The sequence below is a fragment of the Pseudomonas sp. L5B5 genome, from assembly GCF_020520285.1.
In the GTDB taxonomy this organism is placed as follows: Bacteria; Pseudomonadota; Gammaproteobacteria; order Pseudomonadales; family Pseudomonadaceae; genus Aquipseudomonas.
On record NZ_CP084742.1, the window covers coordinates 6,094,807 to 6,111,597 of the forward strand.

13 protein-coding genes are annotated in these 16,791 nt (G+C 63.9%); 7 read left to right on the top strand and 6 right to left on the bottom strand.

Features of this window, described 5'->3' with window-relative positions:
• Positions 1–116 precede the first annotated feature (116 nt).
• Positions 117–2,210 (top strand): LTA synthase family protein, encoded by a 2,094-nt coding sequence (locus LGQ10_RS28160; RefSeq protein ID WP_226523843.1) that lies wholly within the window; start codon positions 117–119, stop codon positions 2,208–2,210.
• Between the two features lie 66 nt (positions 2,211–2,276).
• Here LGQ10_RS28160 and LGQ10_RS28165 read toward each other — a convergent pair whose 3' ends face one another.
• Entirely contained in the window at positions 2,277–2,429 is a 153-nt protein-coding gene (locus LGQ10_RS28165; protein ID WP_003226960.1) for a DUF3309 family protein, read from the bottom strand.
• 306 nt (positions 2,430–2,735) lie between these two features.
• Between LGQ10_RS28165 and LGQ10_RS28170 the strand changes: the two genes are divergently transcribed.
• On the top strand, positions 2,736–3,551 hold the full coding sequence (locus LGQ10_RS28170; protein WP_226523844.1) for an SDR family oxidoreductase: 816 nt from the start codon (positions 2,736–2,738) through the stop codon (positions 3,549–3,551).
• Positions 3,552–3,615: 64 nt separating this feature from the next.
• Positions 3,616–3,948, top strand: a complete 333-nt coding sequence (locus LGQ10_RS28175; protein WP_058433791.1) for a YnfA family protein — start codon at positions 3,616–3,618, stop codon at positions 3,946–3,948.
• A gap of 33 nt (positions 3,949–3,981) precedes the next feature.
• Here LGQ10_RS28175 and LGQ10_RS28180 read toward each other — a convergent pair whose 3' ends face one another.
• The 4 genes from LGQ10_RS28180 to LGQ10_RS28195 form a co-directional block, all read right to left on the bottom strand.
• Entirely contained in the window at positions 3,982–4,209 is a 228-nt protein-coding gene (locus LGQ10_RS28180; RefSeq protein ID WP_022640145.1) for a YheU family protein, read from the bottom strand.
• 85 nt (positions 4,210–4,294) lie between these two features.
• The gene (locus LGQ10_RS28185) at positions 4,295–5,479 is read right to left on the bottom strand and encodes an osmoprotectant NAGGN system M42 family peptidase (protein WP_058433790.1); all 1,185 of its coding nucleotides are present in this window, start codon (positions 5,477–5,479) and stop codon (positions 4,295–4,297) included.
• 79 nt (positions 5,480–5,558) lie between these two features.
• On the bottom strand, positions 5,559–7,304 hold the full coding sequence (gene ngg / locus LGQ10_RS28190; RefSeq protein WP_058433789.1) for an N-acetylglutaminylglutamine synthetase: 1,746 nt from the start codon (positions 7,302–7,304) through the stop codon (positions 5,559–5,561).
• A gap of 3 nt (positions 7,305–7,307) precedes the next feature.
• The gene (locus LGQ10_RS28195; RefSeq protein WP_226523845.1) at positions 7,308–9,080 is read right to left on the bottom strand and encodes an N-acetylglutaminylglutamine amidotransferase; all 1,773 of its coding nucleotides are present in this window, start codon (positions 9,078–9,080) and stop codon (positions 7,308–7,310) included.
• Positions 9,081–9,577: 497 nt separating this feature from the next.
• Between LGQ10_RS28195 and LGQ10_RS28200 the strand changes: the two genes are divergently transcribed.
• A complete protein-coding gene (locus LGQ10_RS28200; RefSeq protein ID WP_226523846.1) occupies positions 9,578–10,675 on the top strand; it encodes an acyltransferase family protein in 1,098 nt (365 codons plus the stop codon).
• 44 nt (positions 10,676–10,719) lie between these two features.
• Here LGQ10_RS28200 and mnmC read toward each other — a convergent pair whose 3' ends face one another.
• Positions 10,720–12,696 carry a bifunctional tRNA (5-methylaminomethyl-2-thiouridine)(34)-methyltransferase MnmD/FAD-dependent 5-carboxymethylaminomethyl-2-thiouridine(34) oxidoreductase MnmC gene (gene mnmC / locus LGQ10_RS28205; RefSeq protein WP_226523847.1) on the bottom strand — a complete coding sequence of 659 codons (1,977 nt, stop codon included), beginning with the start codon at positions 12,694–12,696 and terminating at the stop codon, positions 10,720–10,722.
• A 147-nt stretch (positions 12,697–12,843) separates the two neighbouring features.
• Here mnmC and pap point away from each other — a divergent pair, with 147 nt between their 5' ends.
• The 3 genes from pap (at position 12,844) to LGQ10_RS28220 (ending at position 16,758) form a co-directional block, all read left to right on the top strand.
• A complete protein-coding gene (pap, locus tag LGQ10_RS28210) occupies positions 12,844–14,358 on the top strand; it encodes a polyphosphate:AMP phosphotransferase (protein ID WP_058434155.1) in 1,515 nt (504 codons plus the stop codon).
• 100 nt (positions 14,359–14,458) lie between these two features.
• Complete coding sequence (locus LGQ10_RS28215) at positions 14,459–15,643, top strand: thiolase family protein (protein ID WP_058434154.1); 1,185 nt, start codon at positions 14,459–14,461, stop codon at positions 15,641–15,643.
• A 155-nt stretch (positions 15,644–15,798) separates the two neighbouring features.
• Complete coding sequence (locus LGQ10_RS28220; RefSeq protein ID WP_226523848.1) at positions 15,799–16,758, top strand: DMT family transporter; 960 nt, start codon at positions 15,799–15,801, stop codon at positions 16,756–16,758.
• Positions 16,759–16,791: the final 33 nt, after the last annotated feature.

Genomic DNA, 16,791 nt, shown 5'->3' on the forward strand with positions numbered 1-16,791 from the left:
TCCAGTGATCGTGCAACATCTGCGCACTGCGTATTCCCCGTCGCCCTGGCGGCAACAAGAGGGCTGAACGCCGCTTCATCCTTGCAACTTAAACTTCCAATGGGTCCCAAAACGACATGGCAAACTCGGATGCCCTGAGCCAGCAGCGATCCTCGAATCGCCTGCTGCAACCGACCGTCAAATCCCATCTGGCCTACACGCTCCTCTGTGTGCTGGTCATGATGGTGATGTTCACCCTGTTGCGCGTTGCGCTGCTGGTCTACAACCGCGAGATGATCCTCGATACGCCGGCCTCGACCTTCCTCGAGGCGTTTGCCAATGGCCTGCGTTTCGACCTGCGGCTGGTGACCTACATCAGCGTGCCGCTGGTGCTGGCGCTGTTCAGTGTCCGGGCCATGGCCGCACGCGGGCTGCTGCGCTTCTGGCTGACGCTGACCTCCAGCATCGCGCTGTTCCTGGGCCTGATGGAGATGGACTTCTACCGCGAATTCCACCAGCGCCTCAACGGACTGGTTTTCCAGTACGTCAAGGAAGACCCGAAGACCGTGATGAGCATGCTCTGGTACGGCTTCCCGGTAGTGCGCTACATCCTGGCCTGGATCGTGGGCACCTGGCTCCTGAGCCTGGCGTTCAAGGGCGCGGATCGGGCCACCCGTCCCCGTGGCCCCTTTACCGGCGGCAACGTCGGAGTGCGTCCGATCGCTCCCTGGTATGCCCGCCTGGCGGTCTTCGTGGTCTGCCTGGTGATCTGCGTCGTGGCCATCCGTGGCACCCTGCGCCAGGGCCCGCCGATGCGTTGGGGTGATGTCTATACCACCGACTCGAACTTCGCCAACCAACTGGGCCTCAATGGCACCCTGTCACTGATCGAGGCCGCCAAGAGCCGGATGGGCGAGGATCGCGGCAACATCTGGAAAGCCACCCTGCCGCAGCCCGAAGCACAGCAGGTGGTGCGTGATTTGCTGGTGATGCCGGACGACAAGCTGGTGGACGCCGATATCGCTGCCGTGCGCCGCGACTACATGCCGCCGGCCGACAAGACCCTGCCGATCAAGAACGTGGTCGTGATCCTCATGGAAAGCATGGCCGGTCACTCGGTGGGCGCCCTGGGCGGCCCGGGCAACATCACGCCGTACCTGGACCAGCTGTCCAAGGAAGGCTTGCTGTTCGACCGCTTCTTCTCCAATGGCACCCATACCCACCAGGGCATGTTCGCGACCATGGCCTGCTTCCCCAACCTGCCGGGTTTCGAGTACCTGATGCAGACGCCGGAAGGCAGCCACAAACTGTCCGGTCTGCCGCAGGTGCTCAGCGCCCGCAAGTATGACGATGTGTATGTCTACAACGGCGATTTCGCCTGGGACAACCAGTCGGGTTTCTTCAGCAACCAGGGCATGACCAACTTCGTTGGCCGTAACGATTTCGTCGACCCGGTGTTTTCCGATCCGACTTGGGGCGTGTCCGACCAGGACATGTTCGAGCGTGGCTTGCAGGAGCTGAAGGCGCGGGAAAACGGCAAGCCGTTCTATGCCTTGCTGCAGACCCTGTCCAACCACACGCCGTACGCCTTGCCGACGCCGTTGCCGGTGGAGAAGGTGACCGACCGCGGCAGCCTGAACGAACACCTGACTGCCATGCGCTATTCCGACTGGGCCCTGGGCCAGTTCTTCGAGAAGGCGCGCAAGGAGCCGTACTTCAAGCAGACCCTGTTCGTAATCGTGGGTGACCACGGGTTCGGCAACGAGCGCCAGATCACCGAAATGGACCTGGGCCGCTTCAACGTGCCGATGCTGATGATTGCACCGGGCATCCAGGAGAAGTTCGGCCAGCGCAACCACACCGTGGGTACCCAGGTCGACATCGTGCCGACCATCATGGGGCGCCTGGGTGGCGAAGTGCGTCACCAGTGCTGGGGACGTGACCTGCTCAACCTGCCGGCAGGCGACACCGGTTTCGGTGTGATCAAGCCCTCGGGCAGCGAGCAGACCACGGCCATCATCACCGCCGACCAGATCCTGGTATTGCCCAAGGAGAAGGAAATGGCGCCGCGGATCTACCAGTACGAACTGGGGGCCAATCCACGCGCTGAAGTCGTGCCGGACGCACCGCGTACCGCCGAGTTGAAGCACAAGCTCGAAGCCTTCCTGCAGACCGCGACCAAGAGCCTGCTGGACAACACCGCAGGTGTGGAGCACGGCACGCCGGATTGATAGTGCGTGCAGCAGAAGAAGAGGCCCATCGGGCCTCTTTTTTTGCCTGCTACAAGGCCCTGGCGACTAGATCCGACCCAGCAAGAGCAGGACCAGCAAGACCACCAACACCACGCCGATGATGCCGGACGGACCGTAACCCCAGCTTCTGGAGTGCGGGAATACCGGGAGACCGCCGATCAGCAGGAGAATCAGAATAATGATCAGGATTGTGCCCATGTCGTTTTTCCTTGTTGGATGATCGAGATGACGCCACCGGTTCGCATGCACTGATCCGAACCGCTTAATCATTCCGACTGCGTGTGTTGGAAGATGACTCCAAGTTTTTCCAGTCTTTTGGACTGGCGGTCGATTTCGTCGCCAACTGCAAGGCAAGGCTCCGGGTACGAGGCCGGGCGACTTGCCTGCAAGCCGCACCGAGGCCCCGGTTTGCCTGGGGCATTCAGCACCCTGATGGTGCGTGGGGGCCGTCGGGGCCTTCGCTACACTGGCGCTCATCTTTCCCGGAACCACAAGGCAACTCCTATGCAGAATCGCATGATGATCACTGGCGCCGGCTCCGGCCTGGGGCGTGAAATCGCTTTGCGCTGGGCGCGCGACGGCTGGCGGCTGGCTTTGTCCGACGTCAACGAGGCGGGCTTGCAGGAAACCCTGAGGATGGTTCGCGAAGCCGGTGGCGATGGTTTCGTGCAGCGCTGCGATGTGCGCGACTACAGCCAGTTGACCGCATTCGCCCAGGCTTGCGAGCTCAAGTTCGGCGGTATCGACATCATCGTCAATAACGCTGGGGTCGCCTCCGGCGGCTTCTTCAGCGAGTTGTCCCTGGAGGATTGGGACTGGCAGATCGCAATCAACCTGATGGGTGTGGTCAAGGGTTGCAAGGCGTTCCTGCCGCTGCTGGAGCAGAGCAAGGGGCGGATCATCAACATCGCCTCAATGGCCGCCTTGATGCAGGGACCGGCCATGAGTAACTACAACGTGGCCAAGGCGGGTGTGGTGGCGCTTTCGGAAAGCCTGCTGGTCGAGCTGGCGCAACAGGAGATCGCCGTGCATGTGGTCTGCCCGTCGTTCTTCCAGACCAACCTGCTGGATTCCTTCCGGGGCCCGACCCCGGCCATGAAGGCCCAGGTGGGCAAGTTGCTGGAAAGCTCGCCGATCAATGCCACCCAGATCGCCGATTACATCCACCAGCAGGTACAGGCCGGCCAGTTCATGATCCTGCCCCATGAGCAGGGTCGCGCAGCCTGGGCCCTGAAGCAGAAGAACCCGCAGGCGCTGTATGACGAGATGACCCTGATGGCCGACAAGATGCGGGCCAAGACCAGGCAGAACGCCAGCTGAGCTTGCCCACCGGCGGAGGCCTCGTTAGGGTTGCCGGCATCTGGCAATCCTGACGAGACCTTGCATGCTCAACTATCTGTGGTTCTTTTTCGCCGCGCTGTTCGAAATCTTCGGTTGCTATGCCTTCTGGATGTGGTTGCGCCAGGGCAAGAGTGCCTTGTGGGTGATTCCCGCACTGATCAGCCTGACCCTGTTTGCCCTGTTGCTGACCAAGGTCGAGGCGGTTTACGCCGGGCGCGCCTATGCCGCCTACGGTGGCATCTACATCGTTGCTTCGATTGGCTGGCTGGCTGTGGTGGAGCGGGTTCGTCCCCTGGGCTCGGACTGGCTGGGGTTGGCGCTGTGCGTGATCGGCGCGAGCGTGATCCTGTTCGGCCCACGGTTCAGCGCGTCTTGAAAAAACCGGCCCGGGGCTGGGCCGGCGGCTTGTTCAGTCGAACAGCTCCTTGGGCACGTCGTGCTTGAGCATCAGCTGGCATTGTTCGCTGTCAGGATCGAAGACGATGACCGCCTGACCCTTGCCCAGGGCCTGACGGACCCGCAGGACCCGGGTTTCCAGCGGGGTTTCATCGCCGTTGTCGGTGCCCTCGCGGGTGACGAAGTCTTCGATCAGGCGGGTCAGGGTGTCGACTTCAAGTCGGTCGTGGGGAATCAGCATGGAGGCCTCCGGCAAACAATCCCGAATGCTACTGCGCCGGGCAGCCGCCCGCCAGCCACGGCCGGCACAAAGCTGTCGATGCGCTTCAGGAGCGGTTGCCCACCAGGCTATCCACCGAAGGCACCCGGGTGTCGCTTTCCATCTGCGCGTCGTGCTCGAGCTGGTGACTGAAGCGGTCGAGGGAGCCCTGGGCCGGTTTCGCATCGCTTGCAAATACCGGAGGGCTGAGAATGTAGGCGCTCAGCAGGCGAGCCAGCGCGGCCAGGCTGTCGATGTGGGTGCGCTCATAGCCGTGGGTGGCGTCGCAGCCGAAGGCCAGCAGCGCGGTGCGGATGTCGTGGCCGGCAGTGACTGCCGAGTGGGCATCGCTGAAGTAGTAGCGGAACAAATCACGGCGCACCGGCAACTCGTGCTCCCCGGCCAGGCGCAGCAGGTGGCGGGACAGGTGATAGTCATAGGGGCCGCCGGAATCCTGCATCGCCACGCTGACCGCGTGCTCGCTGGAGTGCTGGCCCGGCGCGACCGGAGCGATATCGATGCCGACGAATTCGCTGACGTCCCAGGGCAGTGCCGCTGCGGCGCCACTCCCGGTTTCCTCGGTGATGGTGAACAGCGGATGGCAGTCGATCATCAGGGGTTCGCCGCTGTCGACGATGGCCTTGAGCGCTGCCAGAAGAGCCGCGACCCCGGCCTTGTCATCCAGGTGTCGGGCACTGATGTGGCCGCTTTCGGTGAACTCCGGCAAGGGGTCGAACGCCACGAAGTCGCCCACGCCAATACCCAGGGATTCGCAGTCGGCCCGCGTGGTGCAATAGGCATCCAGGCGCAGTTCGATGTGGTCCCAACTGATGGGCAGCTCGTCCACCGCAGTATTGAAGGCATGCCCGGAGGCCATCAGTGGCAACACGCTGCCGCGCAGCACGCCGTTGTCGGTGAACAGGCTGACTCGGCTGCCCTCGGCAAAACGGCTGGACCAGCAGCCCACTGGAGCCAGGGTCAGGCGGCCATTGTCCTTCACCGCGCGCACGCTGGCGCCGATGGTGTCCAGGTGCGCCGAGACAGCCCGGTCGGGGCTGTTCTGCTGGCCCTTGAGGGTGGCGCGGATGGTGCCGCGCCGGGTCAATTCGAAGGGAATGCCCAGCTCCTCCAGGCGCTCGGCGACATAACGCACGATGGTATCGGTGAAACCGGTGGGACTGGGAATGGCGAGCATTTCCAGGAGGACCTTCTGCAGGTAGGCGAGGTCCGGTTCGGCAATCTTGCGAGTCATGGATACTCCTGACAAAAAGCGCTCAGCGATGGGGCGAAGCAGGGGCGCGGCGCTCGCTGGCGCCGCCGCGCCTGATCACTCAAGGGGTCGGCTGGCTGAGGGGGAACAGCAGGTCGACGAATCGTTCGGCCGTCGGTTGCGGTTCATGGTTGGCCAGCCCGGCACGTTCGTTGGCCTCGATGAATACGTACTCTGGCTGGTCCGCCGCCGGCACCAGCAGGTCCAGGCCGACCATGGGGATGTCCAGGGCCCGGGCCGCGCGTACGGCCGCCTCGGCCAACTGCGGATGGAGGATGCCGGTAACGTCTTCCAGGGTGCCACCGGTGTGCAGGTTGGCAGTACGCCGCACGCACAGCAGTTCGCCCGGCTCCAGCACGCTGTTGTAGTCGTAGCCGGCGGCGTGCAGGGTGCGCTGGGTCTCGTGGTCCAGTGGTATGCGGCTCTCGCCACCGGTGGCGGCCTGGCGTCGGCGGCTGCGGGCCTCGATCAGCGCACCGATGGAGTGCTGGCCATCGCCGATGATCTGGGCGGGGCGTCGGATGGCCGCGGCCACCACCTCGAAACCGATGACCAGAATCCGCAGGTCCAGGCCTTCGTGGAAACTTTCAAGCAGCACCCGGCTGTCGAACTTGCGGGCGTGCTCGATGGCCTGTTGCACGTCTTCGATACTGCGCAGGTCTACGGCTACCCCGTGGCCCTGTTCACCGTCCAGGGGCTTGACCACCACACGCTGGTGCTCGTCGAGAAACTCCAGGTTGTCGTCGGCATTGCCTGCCAGGCGCTGGGCCGGCAGGTTCAGGCCGGCGCCCTTGAGCACCTTGTGGGTCAGGCTCTTGTCCTGGCACAGGGTCATGCTGATGGCGCTGGTCAGGTCACTCAGGGATTCGCGGCAACGCACTCGGCGCCCGCCGTGGCTGAGGGTGAACAGCCCGGCGTCGGCATCATCGACTTGCACGTCGATGCCCCGGCGATGGGCTTCCTCGACGATGATCCGGGCGTAGGGGTTGAATTCCGCCTGGGGCCCGGGGCCAAGAAACAGTGGCTGGTTGATGCCGTTCTTGCGCTTGATGGCGAAGGTCGAGAGGGTGCGAAATCCCAGCTTGGCGTAGAGGTTCTTGGCCTGGCGGTTGTCATGCAGCACCGACAGGTCGAGGTAGCTCAGGCCGCGGCTCATGAAGTGTTCGATGAGGTGGCGCACCAGTACCTCGCCGACGCCCGGCCGGCTGCAGTCGGGGTCCACCGCCAGGCACCAGAGGCTGCTGCCGTGTTCCGGATCCTGGTAGGCCTTGTGGTGATTGAGGCCCATGACGCTGCCGATCACCGCGCCACTGTCTTCGTCCTCGGCCAGCCAGTAGACCGGCCCGCCCTGGTGGCGCGGGGTCAGCAACTGCGGGTCGATGGGCAACATGCCCCGTGCCAGGTACAGCTGGTTGATGGCGTGCCAGTCGGCCTCGCTCTGGGCGCGACGGATGCGAAAACCGCGAAACACCCGGGTCGCCTGGCGGTAGTCGCTGAACCACAGGCGCAGGGTGTCGGAGGGGTCGAGGAACAACTGCGCCGGCTCCAGCCCCAGCACCTGTTGCGGGGCCGCCACATAGAGAGCGATATCGCGCTCGCCAGGGCGCTCGTTGAGCAACTCCTCGGCCAGGCTGGCGGGGTCGGGAAAGGTATGGCCGATCAGCAAGCGGCCCCAGCCGCAATGCACGGCGATCGGCTCGCGGCCGGGTTCGCTGCCGTCTTCGGCAAAGCGTGCCTGCAGGCGTTCATAGGACGGCGCCTGGCCGCGCAGCAGGCGTTGGCTGTAAGCCGTGGCGTGAGCTTTCATCGGTCAGATTCCTTGTTCGCTGAGCCACAGGTTCAATGCGGCCAGCTGCCACAGCTTGGAGCCGCGCAGCGGTGTCAGTTGGCCCTGGGGGTCGGTCAGCAGGCGGTCGAGCATGGCGGGGTTGAACAGGCCGCGATCCTGGCTCGGGTCCAGCAGCAGTTCGCGGACCCAATCCAGGGTCTTGCCCTCCAGGTGCTTGAGTCCCGGCACCGGGAAGTAGCCCTTCTTGCGGTCGATGACCTCACTGGGAATCACCAGGCGTGCGGCCTCCTTGAGTACCTGCTTGCCGCCGTCGGGCAGCTTGAAGCGCGCCGGCACCCGGGCCGACAGCTCCACCAGGCGGTAGTCGAGAAACGGCGTACGGGCTTCCAGGCCCCAGGCCATGGTCATGTTGTCCACCCGCTTGACCGGGTCGTCCACCAGCATCACCGTGCTGTCCAGGCGCAGGGCCTTGTCCACGGCGGCCTCGGCCCCGGGCCGGGCAAAATGCTCGCGGACGAAATCGCCGGCGGCATCGTTGGCGGTCAGCCATTGCGGTTGCACGGTGGCGGCGTAGTCGTCGTAGCTGCGGTCGAAGAAGGCGTCGCGGTAGGCTGCGTATGGATCGCTGGCGCCGTCCACCTGTGGATACCAGTGGTAGCCGGCGAACAGTTCGTCGGCGCCCTGGCCGCTCTGCACCACCTTGCAGTGCTTGGCCACTTCCCGGGACAGCAGGTAGAAGGCGATGCAGTCATGGCTGACCATCGGCTCGCTCATGGCGCGAAAGGCCGCCGGCAACTGTTCGATGATCTCGTGCTCGGCGATCCGCAACTGATGATGGCGGGTGCCGTAGTGGCGGGCGATCAGGTCGGAATACTGGAACTCGTCGCCCCGTTCGCCGCCAGCGTCCTGGAAACCGATGGAAAAGGTCGACAGATCGTCCACCCCGACTTCACGCAGCAAGCCCACCAGCAGGCTGGAGTCGACCCCACCTGACAGCAGCACGCCGACGTCCACCGCCGCCCGTTGGCGGATGGCGACCGCTGCGCGAGTGCTGTCCAGCACCCGGTCACGCCAGTCTTCCAGAGTCAGGTTGGCTTCGTCGGCATGGGGACCGTAGGGCAGGGTCCACCAGGTCTGCTGCTCGGTGCGGCCGTCGGCCTCGATGCGCATCCAGGTGGCCGGGGGCAGTTTTTCTATACCGGCCAGCAGGGTCCGTGGTGCGGGGACCACGGCATGGAAGTTCAGGTAGTGGTTGAGCGCCACCGGGTCGAGCAGCGGATCGATGTCGCCACCCTTGAGCAGGGCTGGCAGGGCCGAGGCGAAGCGCAAGCGCTGGCCGGTGCGCGACAGGTACAGGGGCTTGACCCCCAGGCGATCGCGGGCCAGGAACAGGCGTTGGCTGTCGCGCTCCCAGATGGCGAAGGCGAACATGCCGTTGAGCTTGGGCAGAAGGTCCGCGCCCCAGGCGTGGTAGCCCTTGAGCAGCACTTCGGTGTCGCCGCCGGAGTAGAAGGCATAACCCTTGGCTTCCAGTTCGGCGCGCAGCTCGGGGAAGTTGTAGATCGCGCCGTTGAACGCCAGGGACAACCCCAGCTGATTATCGACCATGGGCTGTGCCGAGCCGTCCGACAGGTCCATGATCTTCAGGCGCCGGTGGCCGAGGGCGATCGGGCCCTGGCTATGGAAGCCCCAGGCGTCGGGGCCGCGGGGGGCCAGGTGGTGGGTGATGCGTTCAACTGCCGCAAGGTCGGCAGGTTGATGATCGAAACGTAGTTCTCCAGCTAATCCGCACATAAGTCCTTACCGGTTTTTCCGTTGGGGAGGAGTCAATCCGTCGCCGTCAAAATGACGGCTACCTGGAAACTGACCTATGCATAACTGGGGAGTTTTAGATCGATAAGTTATAAGTAGCTGGCTCCGTTCAACCCCCAGCCGGGTTTGCATAGGACTCGGAATCACCATCAGCTAACCGGACAAGCGGCAACCGGGGCTCTGCTCCAGGCCTTGCCGCGAATCAGCCGGCACAGGGCGAAGCGCTTCGGACGGCAGGCCTCGACCATGTTCCGGGGCAGCAGCAGGACGCATTTTTCCAGCTAGGCTATCGGGTCATTCGACATCCGCGCTGATAACCCTGGCTTCGTTCGGGGTCTGCAATGATGTCCAGGCTGTTGGGCCTGTGATGGAAAGGTCGCGGAAATGCTCGATATGTCGATTGTCGATGGATCGAGGCTGTGCCCGTCAGGGTCAAGTCGATGAAAAAACGGTTTTTCGTCAACTGAAATGGTGACTGAATGCAGGCACACGGTGAGATCAAGCATATTCCAGCGCTGGATGGCGTGCGGGGAGTGGCCATTTTGCTGGTCATGTTCTTTCATTTGAAAATTCCCGGTTTTTCGCTCGGATGGTCCGGGGTTCCTCTTTTTTTCGTGCTGTCGGGTTTTCTGATAACAAGGATCTTGATCGAGGGGCGTGATGCAAGGCTTTCCGAGTATTTACGGGTGTTTTACCTTAAGCGCACGTTGCGAATATTTCCTTTGTTCTATGCCTACATCCTCGTCAACTTTATCTTCTTGCTGGCACTCAATCGTCCGACTGAAGGGTATGCGTGGTACCTGGTGTATCTGCAGAATTATCATATCGGCAGGCAACTGTTCGAAGCAGGCAATATTCCGGGAATGGTGGCTCATACATGGTCGCTTGCCGTGGAAGAGCAGTTTTACCTGATATGGCCATTTATCATTTATTTTCTCGGGCGCAGGAGCCTTGTCTGGGTTTGCGCCCTGCTGATCGTGGTTGCACCCATTTCCAGGTATCTGATCGTTGCCATGTCCGACAATGTATACATGGCAAACGTAACACTGCTCAGTTGCCTGGACATGATGGCCTACGGTGCGCTCATTGCCTTTTTCAGCATCGGTCATTTCGGCGCGCGGATCGTGTATTCCCTCTTTGTCGTCGGTTGTGCCCTGTTGATGTATTCCATAAGCAAACTAGGGCTCGATGCCTTCTGGAATCCACAGGATTGGGTACGTTACGCGCCATACATGTTTACCGCACTTGCTTTTGTTTTCGGGCTGCCGGTTTGGCTTCTCGCTAATGACAAGGGCAAGTTGCTTGCCAGGTTCATGGAGTTTCGGGTTTTCGCGTTTACCGGGAAAATCAGCTACGGCTTGTATGTCTGGCACTTTGTCTTGTTCATTGTCATGGAGAAGGCAGCGTTGAAGTATCCCAGTATTCTGTCTTACCCAGTCACGGTGCTGTGCTCGTTGATGCTGGCTTATATTGTTTCAATAGCCTCGTATTACCTGTTTGAAGTTCATTTCCTACGGCTTAAAGATAAATTTTCTCAATCTGCAACAGTGCCCAGCCTGCCCGACGCGACCCGCTAGTGCCGCAAGGGGAGCCGCTGACGACAACGGCTCCGTGGATTGGCTCAGGCCTTGCCGCGAATCAGCCGGCGCAGGGCAAAACGGTTCGGATGGCAGGCTTCGGCCACGCTTCGAGGCAGTGGCAGGGGTTCGTTTTCCAGCCAGGCGGCCAGCAGCTCGCCTGACAAAGGAGCGGTGATCAGGCCGCGTGAGCCATGGCCACTGTTGATGTACAGGCCTTCGAGCCAGGGGCAGGGCAGGTCTGGTACTTGCCGGGCGTCCTTGCCCAGGGCCGCATAGGTGTCGGCGAAGGCCGTGGCGTCCGCCAGCGGGCCGACGATGGGCAGGTAGTCCGGGCTGGTGCAGCGAAAGGCCGCGCGGCCTTGCAGGCTGTCCACTGGCAGGTGTTCGGCGTCCAGGCGTTGCAACAGGTCGCTGGAGATTTCCCGCAGCATTTCCAGGTTGCCCGCGTGCTCGGCCGTGGTCGGATTCAGGTCCTGGCTGTTGAAGTCGAAACTCGCACCCAGGGTGTGCTCCCCCAGGCGCGGTGGGGCCACATAACCTTCGGCGCAGACCACCGTGGCCAGGGCCCGGCTCTGCGCCGTCTGTGGCAGGCGGGTGATCTGCCCGCGGATACGCTTGAGGGGCAAATCGGCGCTGGCGGGAAACTGCCTGATCTCGGCGGCGCCGGCGAGGATGGCCACGGCGGCGCTGGCCAGCATCTGTTCGCCGTCCCAGGCTTGCCATTGCTGGCCGACCCGACGCAGTTCCAGCACATGCCGATGGGGCAGGAGCTGGATGCCCGAATGCCCGGCTTGCCATTGGCACAGCGCCGGGGGATGGACCCAACCGCCTTCGGGGAAGAACAGGCCGCCATGCTCCAGGCCGATGCCGGCGCGGGCCTGGGCTTGCTCCCGATCCAGAATATGTAGCAAGTCGTGGGGGAAGGCCGTGGCCAGTTGTGCCTGGCGCTCGGCTTCCTTGGCGTTGAACGCCAGTTGCAGTACGCCGCAGCCGTCCCAGTCCAGGCCGCGTTGCAGGTGCTCTAGCTGGCGCCGGGTGTAACCGAAGCCGCTGAGGATCATCTGCGACAGCGCCGTGCCATGGGCCGACAACTTCAAGTACAGCACGCCCTGGGGGTTGCCCGACGCCTCCTGGGCCAGTTGCCCGTGGCGTTCGAGCAACTGCACCTGCCAGCCACGGGACGCCAGGCTGGCGGCACTGGCGCAACCCGCCAGGCCGCCGCCGATCACCAGGGCGGTCTTGTCCGGTTGGGGCGGGCGGGCGAACCAGGGCCTGGCCCTGGCGGGTGCCGGTGCCTCTTCGGGCCAGCCGAGGAATTCGCCGCGCAGCACTTCCCATTTGTGGCCGATGCCCGGCGTGCGCTTCATCTTGAAGCCCGCGGCGTTCAACAGGCGGCGCACCCAGCCGGTGCTGGTGAAGGTACTGATGCTGGAGCCGGGCGCCGCCAGGCGGGCCAGTTCGGCGAACAGCTCGGGGGTCCACATGTCGGGGTTCTTCGCCGGGGCGAAGCCGTCGAGGAACCAGGCGTCGATCTGCGCGTCCAGCTGCGGCAGTTGCTCCAGGGCATCGCCGATCAACAGGGTCAGGGTGACCCGGCCGCCCTCCAGAACCAGGCGCTGGAAGCCACCGTGGATCGCCACGTACTGCGCCAGCAACGGTTGGGTCAGGTCGGCCAGTTCCGGCCACAGGGCCAGGGCTCGCTGCAGATCGGCATGACTCAGGGGGTATTTTTCGACGCTGACGAAATGCAGGCGTGCGTCGGCCGGTGCTTGCTGGCGGAACAGCTGCCAGGCGCAGAGGAAGTTCAGCCCGGTGCCGAAACCGGTCTCGCCGATGACAAAGCGTTCGCCGGCGGCCAGGGCCGTGAAGCGCTCGCCCAGGCGGTTCTGTTCGAGGAACACGTGACGGGTTTCATCCAGGCCCGATTCGCTGGAGAAATACACATCGTCGAAGACCCGCGAGCGCGGGCGTCCTTGGTCGTCCCAGTCGAGCTGGGCGTGGGGCAGTTCTGCTGTCATGTTCGGCTCGTGTGGCGCAAGGCGGCCATTCTAGCCGATCACCGGGCTGGCGCTTGATCCATGGCAAGCCGTGGGTGCTTCCGGATTTGTTTTCCCTGGCCGAGGTCCATCCGCTAGTCTTGGAAAATTCTTGGAAGGGAGCCGCCCATGTTCGAATCCGCTGAAATCGGTCACGCCATCGACAAAGAAACCTACGACGCCGAAGTGCCAGCCTTGCGCGAAGCCTTGCTGGAGGCGCAGTTCGAGCTGCGCCAGAAGGCCAAGTTTCCGGTGATCGTGCTGATTAACGGCGTGGAAGGGGCGGGCAAGGGCGAGACGGTCAAGCTGCTCAACGAATGGATGGACCCGCGCCTGATCGAAGTGCGCACCTTCGACCAGCAGACCGATGAAGAGCTGTCGCGGCCGCCGGCCTGGCGCTACTGGCGGATGCTCCCGGCCAAGGGGCGCATGGGCGTGTTCTTCGGCAACTGGTACAGCCAGATGCTCCAGGGGCGGGTGCACGGGCAGATCAAGGACCCGCGCCTGGACCAGGCGATCAATGGCGCCGAGCGCCTGGAGAAGATGCTTTGCGACGAGGGCGCGCTGATCTTCAAGTTCTGGTTCCACCTGTCCAAGAAGCAGATGAAGGCCCGGCTCAAGGCCCTGCAGGACGACCCACTGCACAGCTGGCGCATCAGCCCGCTGGACTGGCAGCAATCAGAGACCTACGACAAGTTCGTCAAGTACGGCGAGCGGGTGCTGCGCCGCACCAGTCGCGACTATGCGCCCTGGCATGTGATCGAGGGCGTTGACCCGCACTACCGCAGTCTCACGGTGGGCCGGATCCTCCTGGAGGGGTTGCAGAGCGCCCTGGCGCGCATGCCGCTCAAGCCGGCCCAGGTCAATGCGGCGCCGTTGCCGCCGGCGGTGGACCAGTTCAGCCTGCTGGACAGCCTGGACATGACCCAGCGCCTGGACAAGGACGACTACGAGGAGCAGTTGATCACCGAGCAGGCGCGCCTGGCCGGCCTGCTGCGCGACAAGCGCATGCGCAAGCATGCCCTGGTGGCGGTGTTCGAGGGCAACGATGCGGCGGGCAAGGGCGGGGCCATCCGCCGGGTCGCGGCGGCGCTGGACCCGCGCCAGTACAGCATTGTGCCGATCGCCGCGCCTTCCGAAGACGAACGGGCGCAGCCCTACCTGTGGCGCTTCTGGCGGCAGATCCCGGCACGGGGCAAGTTCACGGTCTTCGATCGCTCCTGGTACGGCCGGGTACTGGTGGAGCGGGTCGAGGGTTTTTGCAGCCCGGCCGACTGGCTGCGGGCCTACAGCGAGATCAACGACTTCGAGGAGCAGTTGGCCGATGCCCGGGTGATCGTGGTGAAGTTCTGGCTGGCCATCGACAAGGACACCCAGCTGGAGCGTTTCCAGGCTCGGGAGGAGATCCCCTTCAAGCGCTTCAAGATCACCGAGGACGACTGGCGCAACCGTGACAAGTGGGACGACTACCGCGCTGCCGTGGGCGACATGGTCGACCGTACCAGCACCGAGGTGGCGCCCTGGACCCTGGTGGAGGCCAACGACAAGCGCTGGGCCCGGGTCAAGGTCTTGCGCACCATCAACCGGACCCTGGAAGAGGCCTTCGAGCGCAGCGACCGGCACGACAAGAAACACAAGAAGTAGATCGATGGCCGCGCATACGCCCAATGAATGATCGTCGCGCCCCCAGGGGCGCGGATCTAAGCTCGACGCTCTTGCAGCCTGCTACAACAAGGAGAGCGTCATGCGTGAAGTGGTGATCGTCGACAGCGTGCGGACTGGCCTGGCCAAGTCCTTTCGCGGCAAGTTCAACCAGACTCGTCCGGATGACATGGCCGCCCACTGTGTCAATGCGCTGCTGGCGCGCAATGGCATCGACCCGGCCAGCGTCGAGGATTGCATCGTCGGCGCCGGTTCCAACGAAGGGGCCCAGGGTTTCAACATCGGGCGCAATGTCGCCGTGCTTTCGGCCCTGGGCACTGGGACCGCCGGCATGACCCTCAATCGTTTCTGTTCTTCGGGCCTGCAGGCAATCGCGATCGCCGCCAACCAGATCGCCTCGGGTTGCAGCGATATCATCGTCGCCGGTGGTGTCGAGTCCATCAGCCTGACCATGAAGAGCGTCAATACCGACAACCTGATCAACCCGTTGCTCAAGGAGCAGGTGCCGGGCATCTATTTCCCCATGGGGCAGACCGCCGAGGTGGTGGCCCGGCGCTACAACGTGAGTCGCCAGAGCCAGGACCTGTATTCCCTGCAGAGCCAGCAACGTACCGCCCAGGCCCAGGCGGCGGGCCTGTTCAGCGACGAGATCGTGCCGATGACGGTCAAGTACAAGGTCGAGGACAAGAACACCGGGCAGGTGCAGATCCTGGACGCGGTGGTGGACCGTGACGACTGCAATCGGCCGGACACTACCCTGGAGAACCTGGCGGCGCTCAAGCCGGTGTTCGCCGAGGACGGTTCGGTCACTGCCGGCAACTCCTCGCAGCTGTCCGATGGCGCCTCGATGACCCTGGTGATGAGCCTGGAGCGGGCCCTGGCCCTGGGGCTCAAGCCCAAGGCGTTCTTCCGTGGTTTCACCGTGGCCGGTTGCGAGCCGGACGAGATGGGCATCGGCCCGGTGTTCTCGGTGCCCAGGCTGCTCAAGGCCAAGGGGCTGACAGTGGCCGACATCGACCTGTGGGAACTCAACGAAGCCTTTGCTTCCCAGTGCTTGTATGCCCGCGAGCGCCTGGAGATCGATAACGCCAAGTACAACGTCAACGGCGGTTCGATTGCCATCGGCCACCCCTATGGCATGACCGGTTCGCGCCAGGTGGGGCACCTGGTGCGTGAGTTGCAGAGGCGCAACCTGCGCTACGGCATCGTCACGATGTGCGTGGGCGGCGGGATGGGGGCGACCGGGCTATTCGAGGCGGTGCGCTAGCGTCGCGTGGGGTCTGGCAAGCCGGCTCCCGCGGGCCGGCTTGTGTGTTTGCGACCTGGACCATCCTGTTTGCGCTCGGCCGTCGACGGTCTCTGTGTCGCCCCGTGCCCGGGCCCTAGAATGGGCGCGTCGCTGGCAGGTCTTGTGGGGTTGGCATGCACGTTTCGTCCGGTCGTTGGGCCTATGGCCTGTTCCTCGCGTTAGTGACCTCGTTGTTGTGGGGCATCCTGCCCATCAAGCTCAAGCAAGTGCTGCTGGTGATGGATCCGGTCACGGTGACCTGGTTCCGCCTGCTGGTGTCCGGCGGTTGCCTGCTGGTCTACCTGGCGGCGGTCCGGCGCCTGCCCGACTGGCGCCTGCTCGGGCCACGGGGTGCCTGGCTGCTGCCGCTGTCGGTGGCCGGCCTGGTGGGTAACTACGTGCTGTACCTGATGGGCCTGAACCTGCTGAGCCCCGGCACCGCGCAATTGGTGGTGCAGATGGGGCCGATCCTGCTGCTGATCGCCAGTGTGCTGGTGTTCAAGGAGCGCTTCAGCCTGGGGCAGGGCTTGGGTTTGTTGGTGCTGCTGGTGGGGTTCGGGCTGTTCTTCAACCAGCGCCTGGCCGAGCTGCTGACCTCCCTGGGCGACTACACCGCTGGCGTGCTCATCGTGCTGGCGGCGTCGGCGGTCTGGACCTTCTATGCCCTGGGCCAGAAGCAGCTGCTGAGCGTGTGGAATTCCTTGCAGGTGATGATGGTGATCTACCTGTCCTGCGCCTTGCTGCTCACGCCTTGGGTCCATCCGCTCGAGGCCTTGCAGCTGGGTCCGTTGCAGGGCTGGCTGTTGCTGGCCTGCTGCCTGAACACCCTGGTGGCCTACGGCGCCTTTGCCGAGGCCCTGGCCCATTGGGAGGCGTCGCGGGTCAGCGCGACCCTGGCCATCACGCCGCTGGTGACCTTTGCCGCCGTGGCCTGGGCGGCTTGGATGTGGCCGGAGTACGTGCACGCGGAACAGATCAACGGCCTGGGTTATGGCGGTGCGCTGCTGGTGGTGCTGGGGTCGGCGCTGACGGCCCTGGGGCCGTCGCTGATCGAAGGGTTGCGAGCCCGGCGTCGGCGCGCCGGCGGGCAGTGATGCAGGGGCGACTGGCTGGCTGCCCCTGTATCT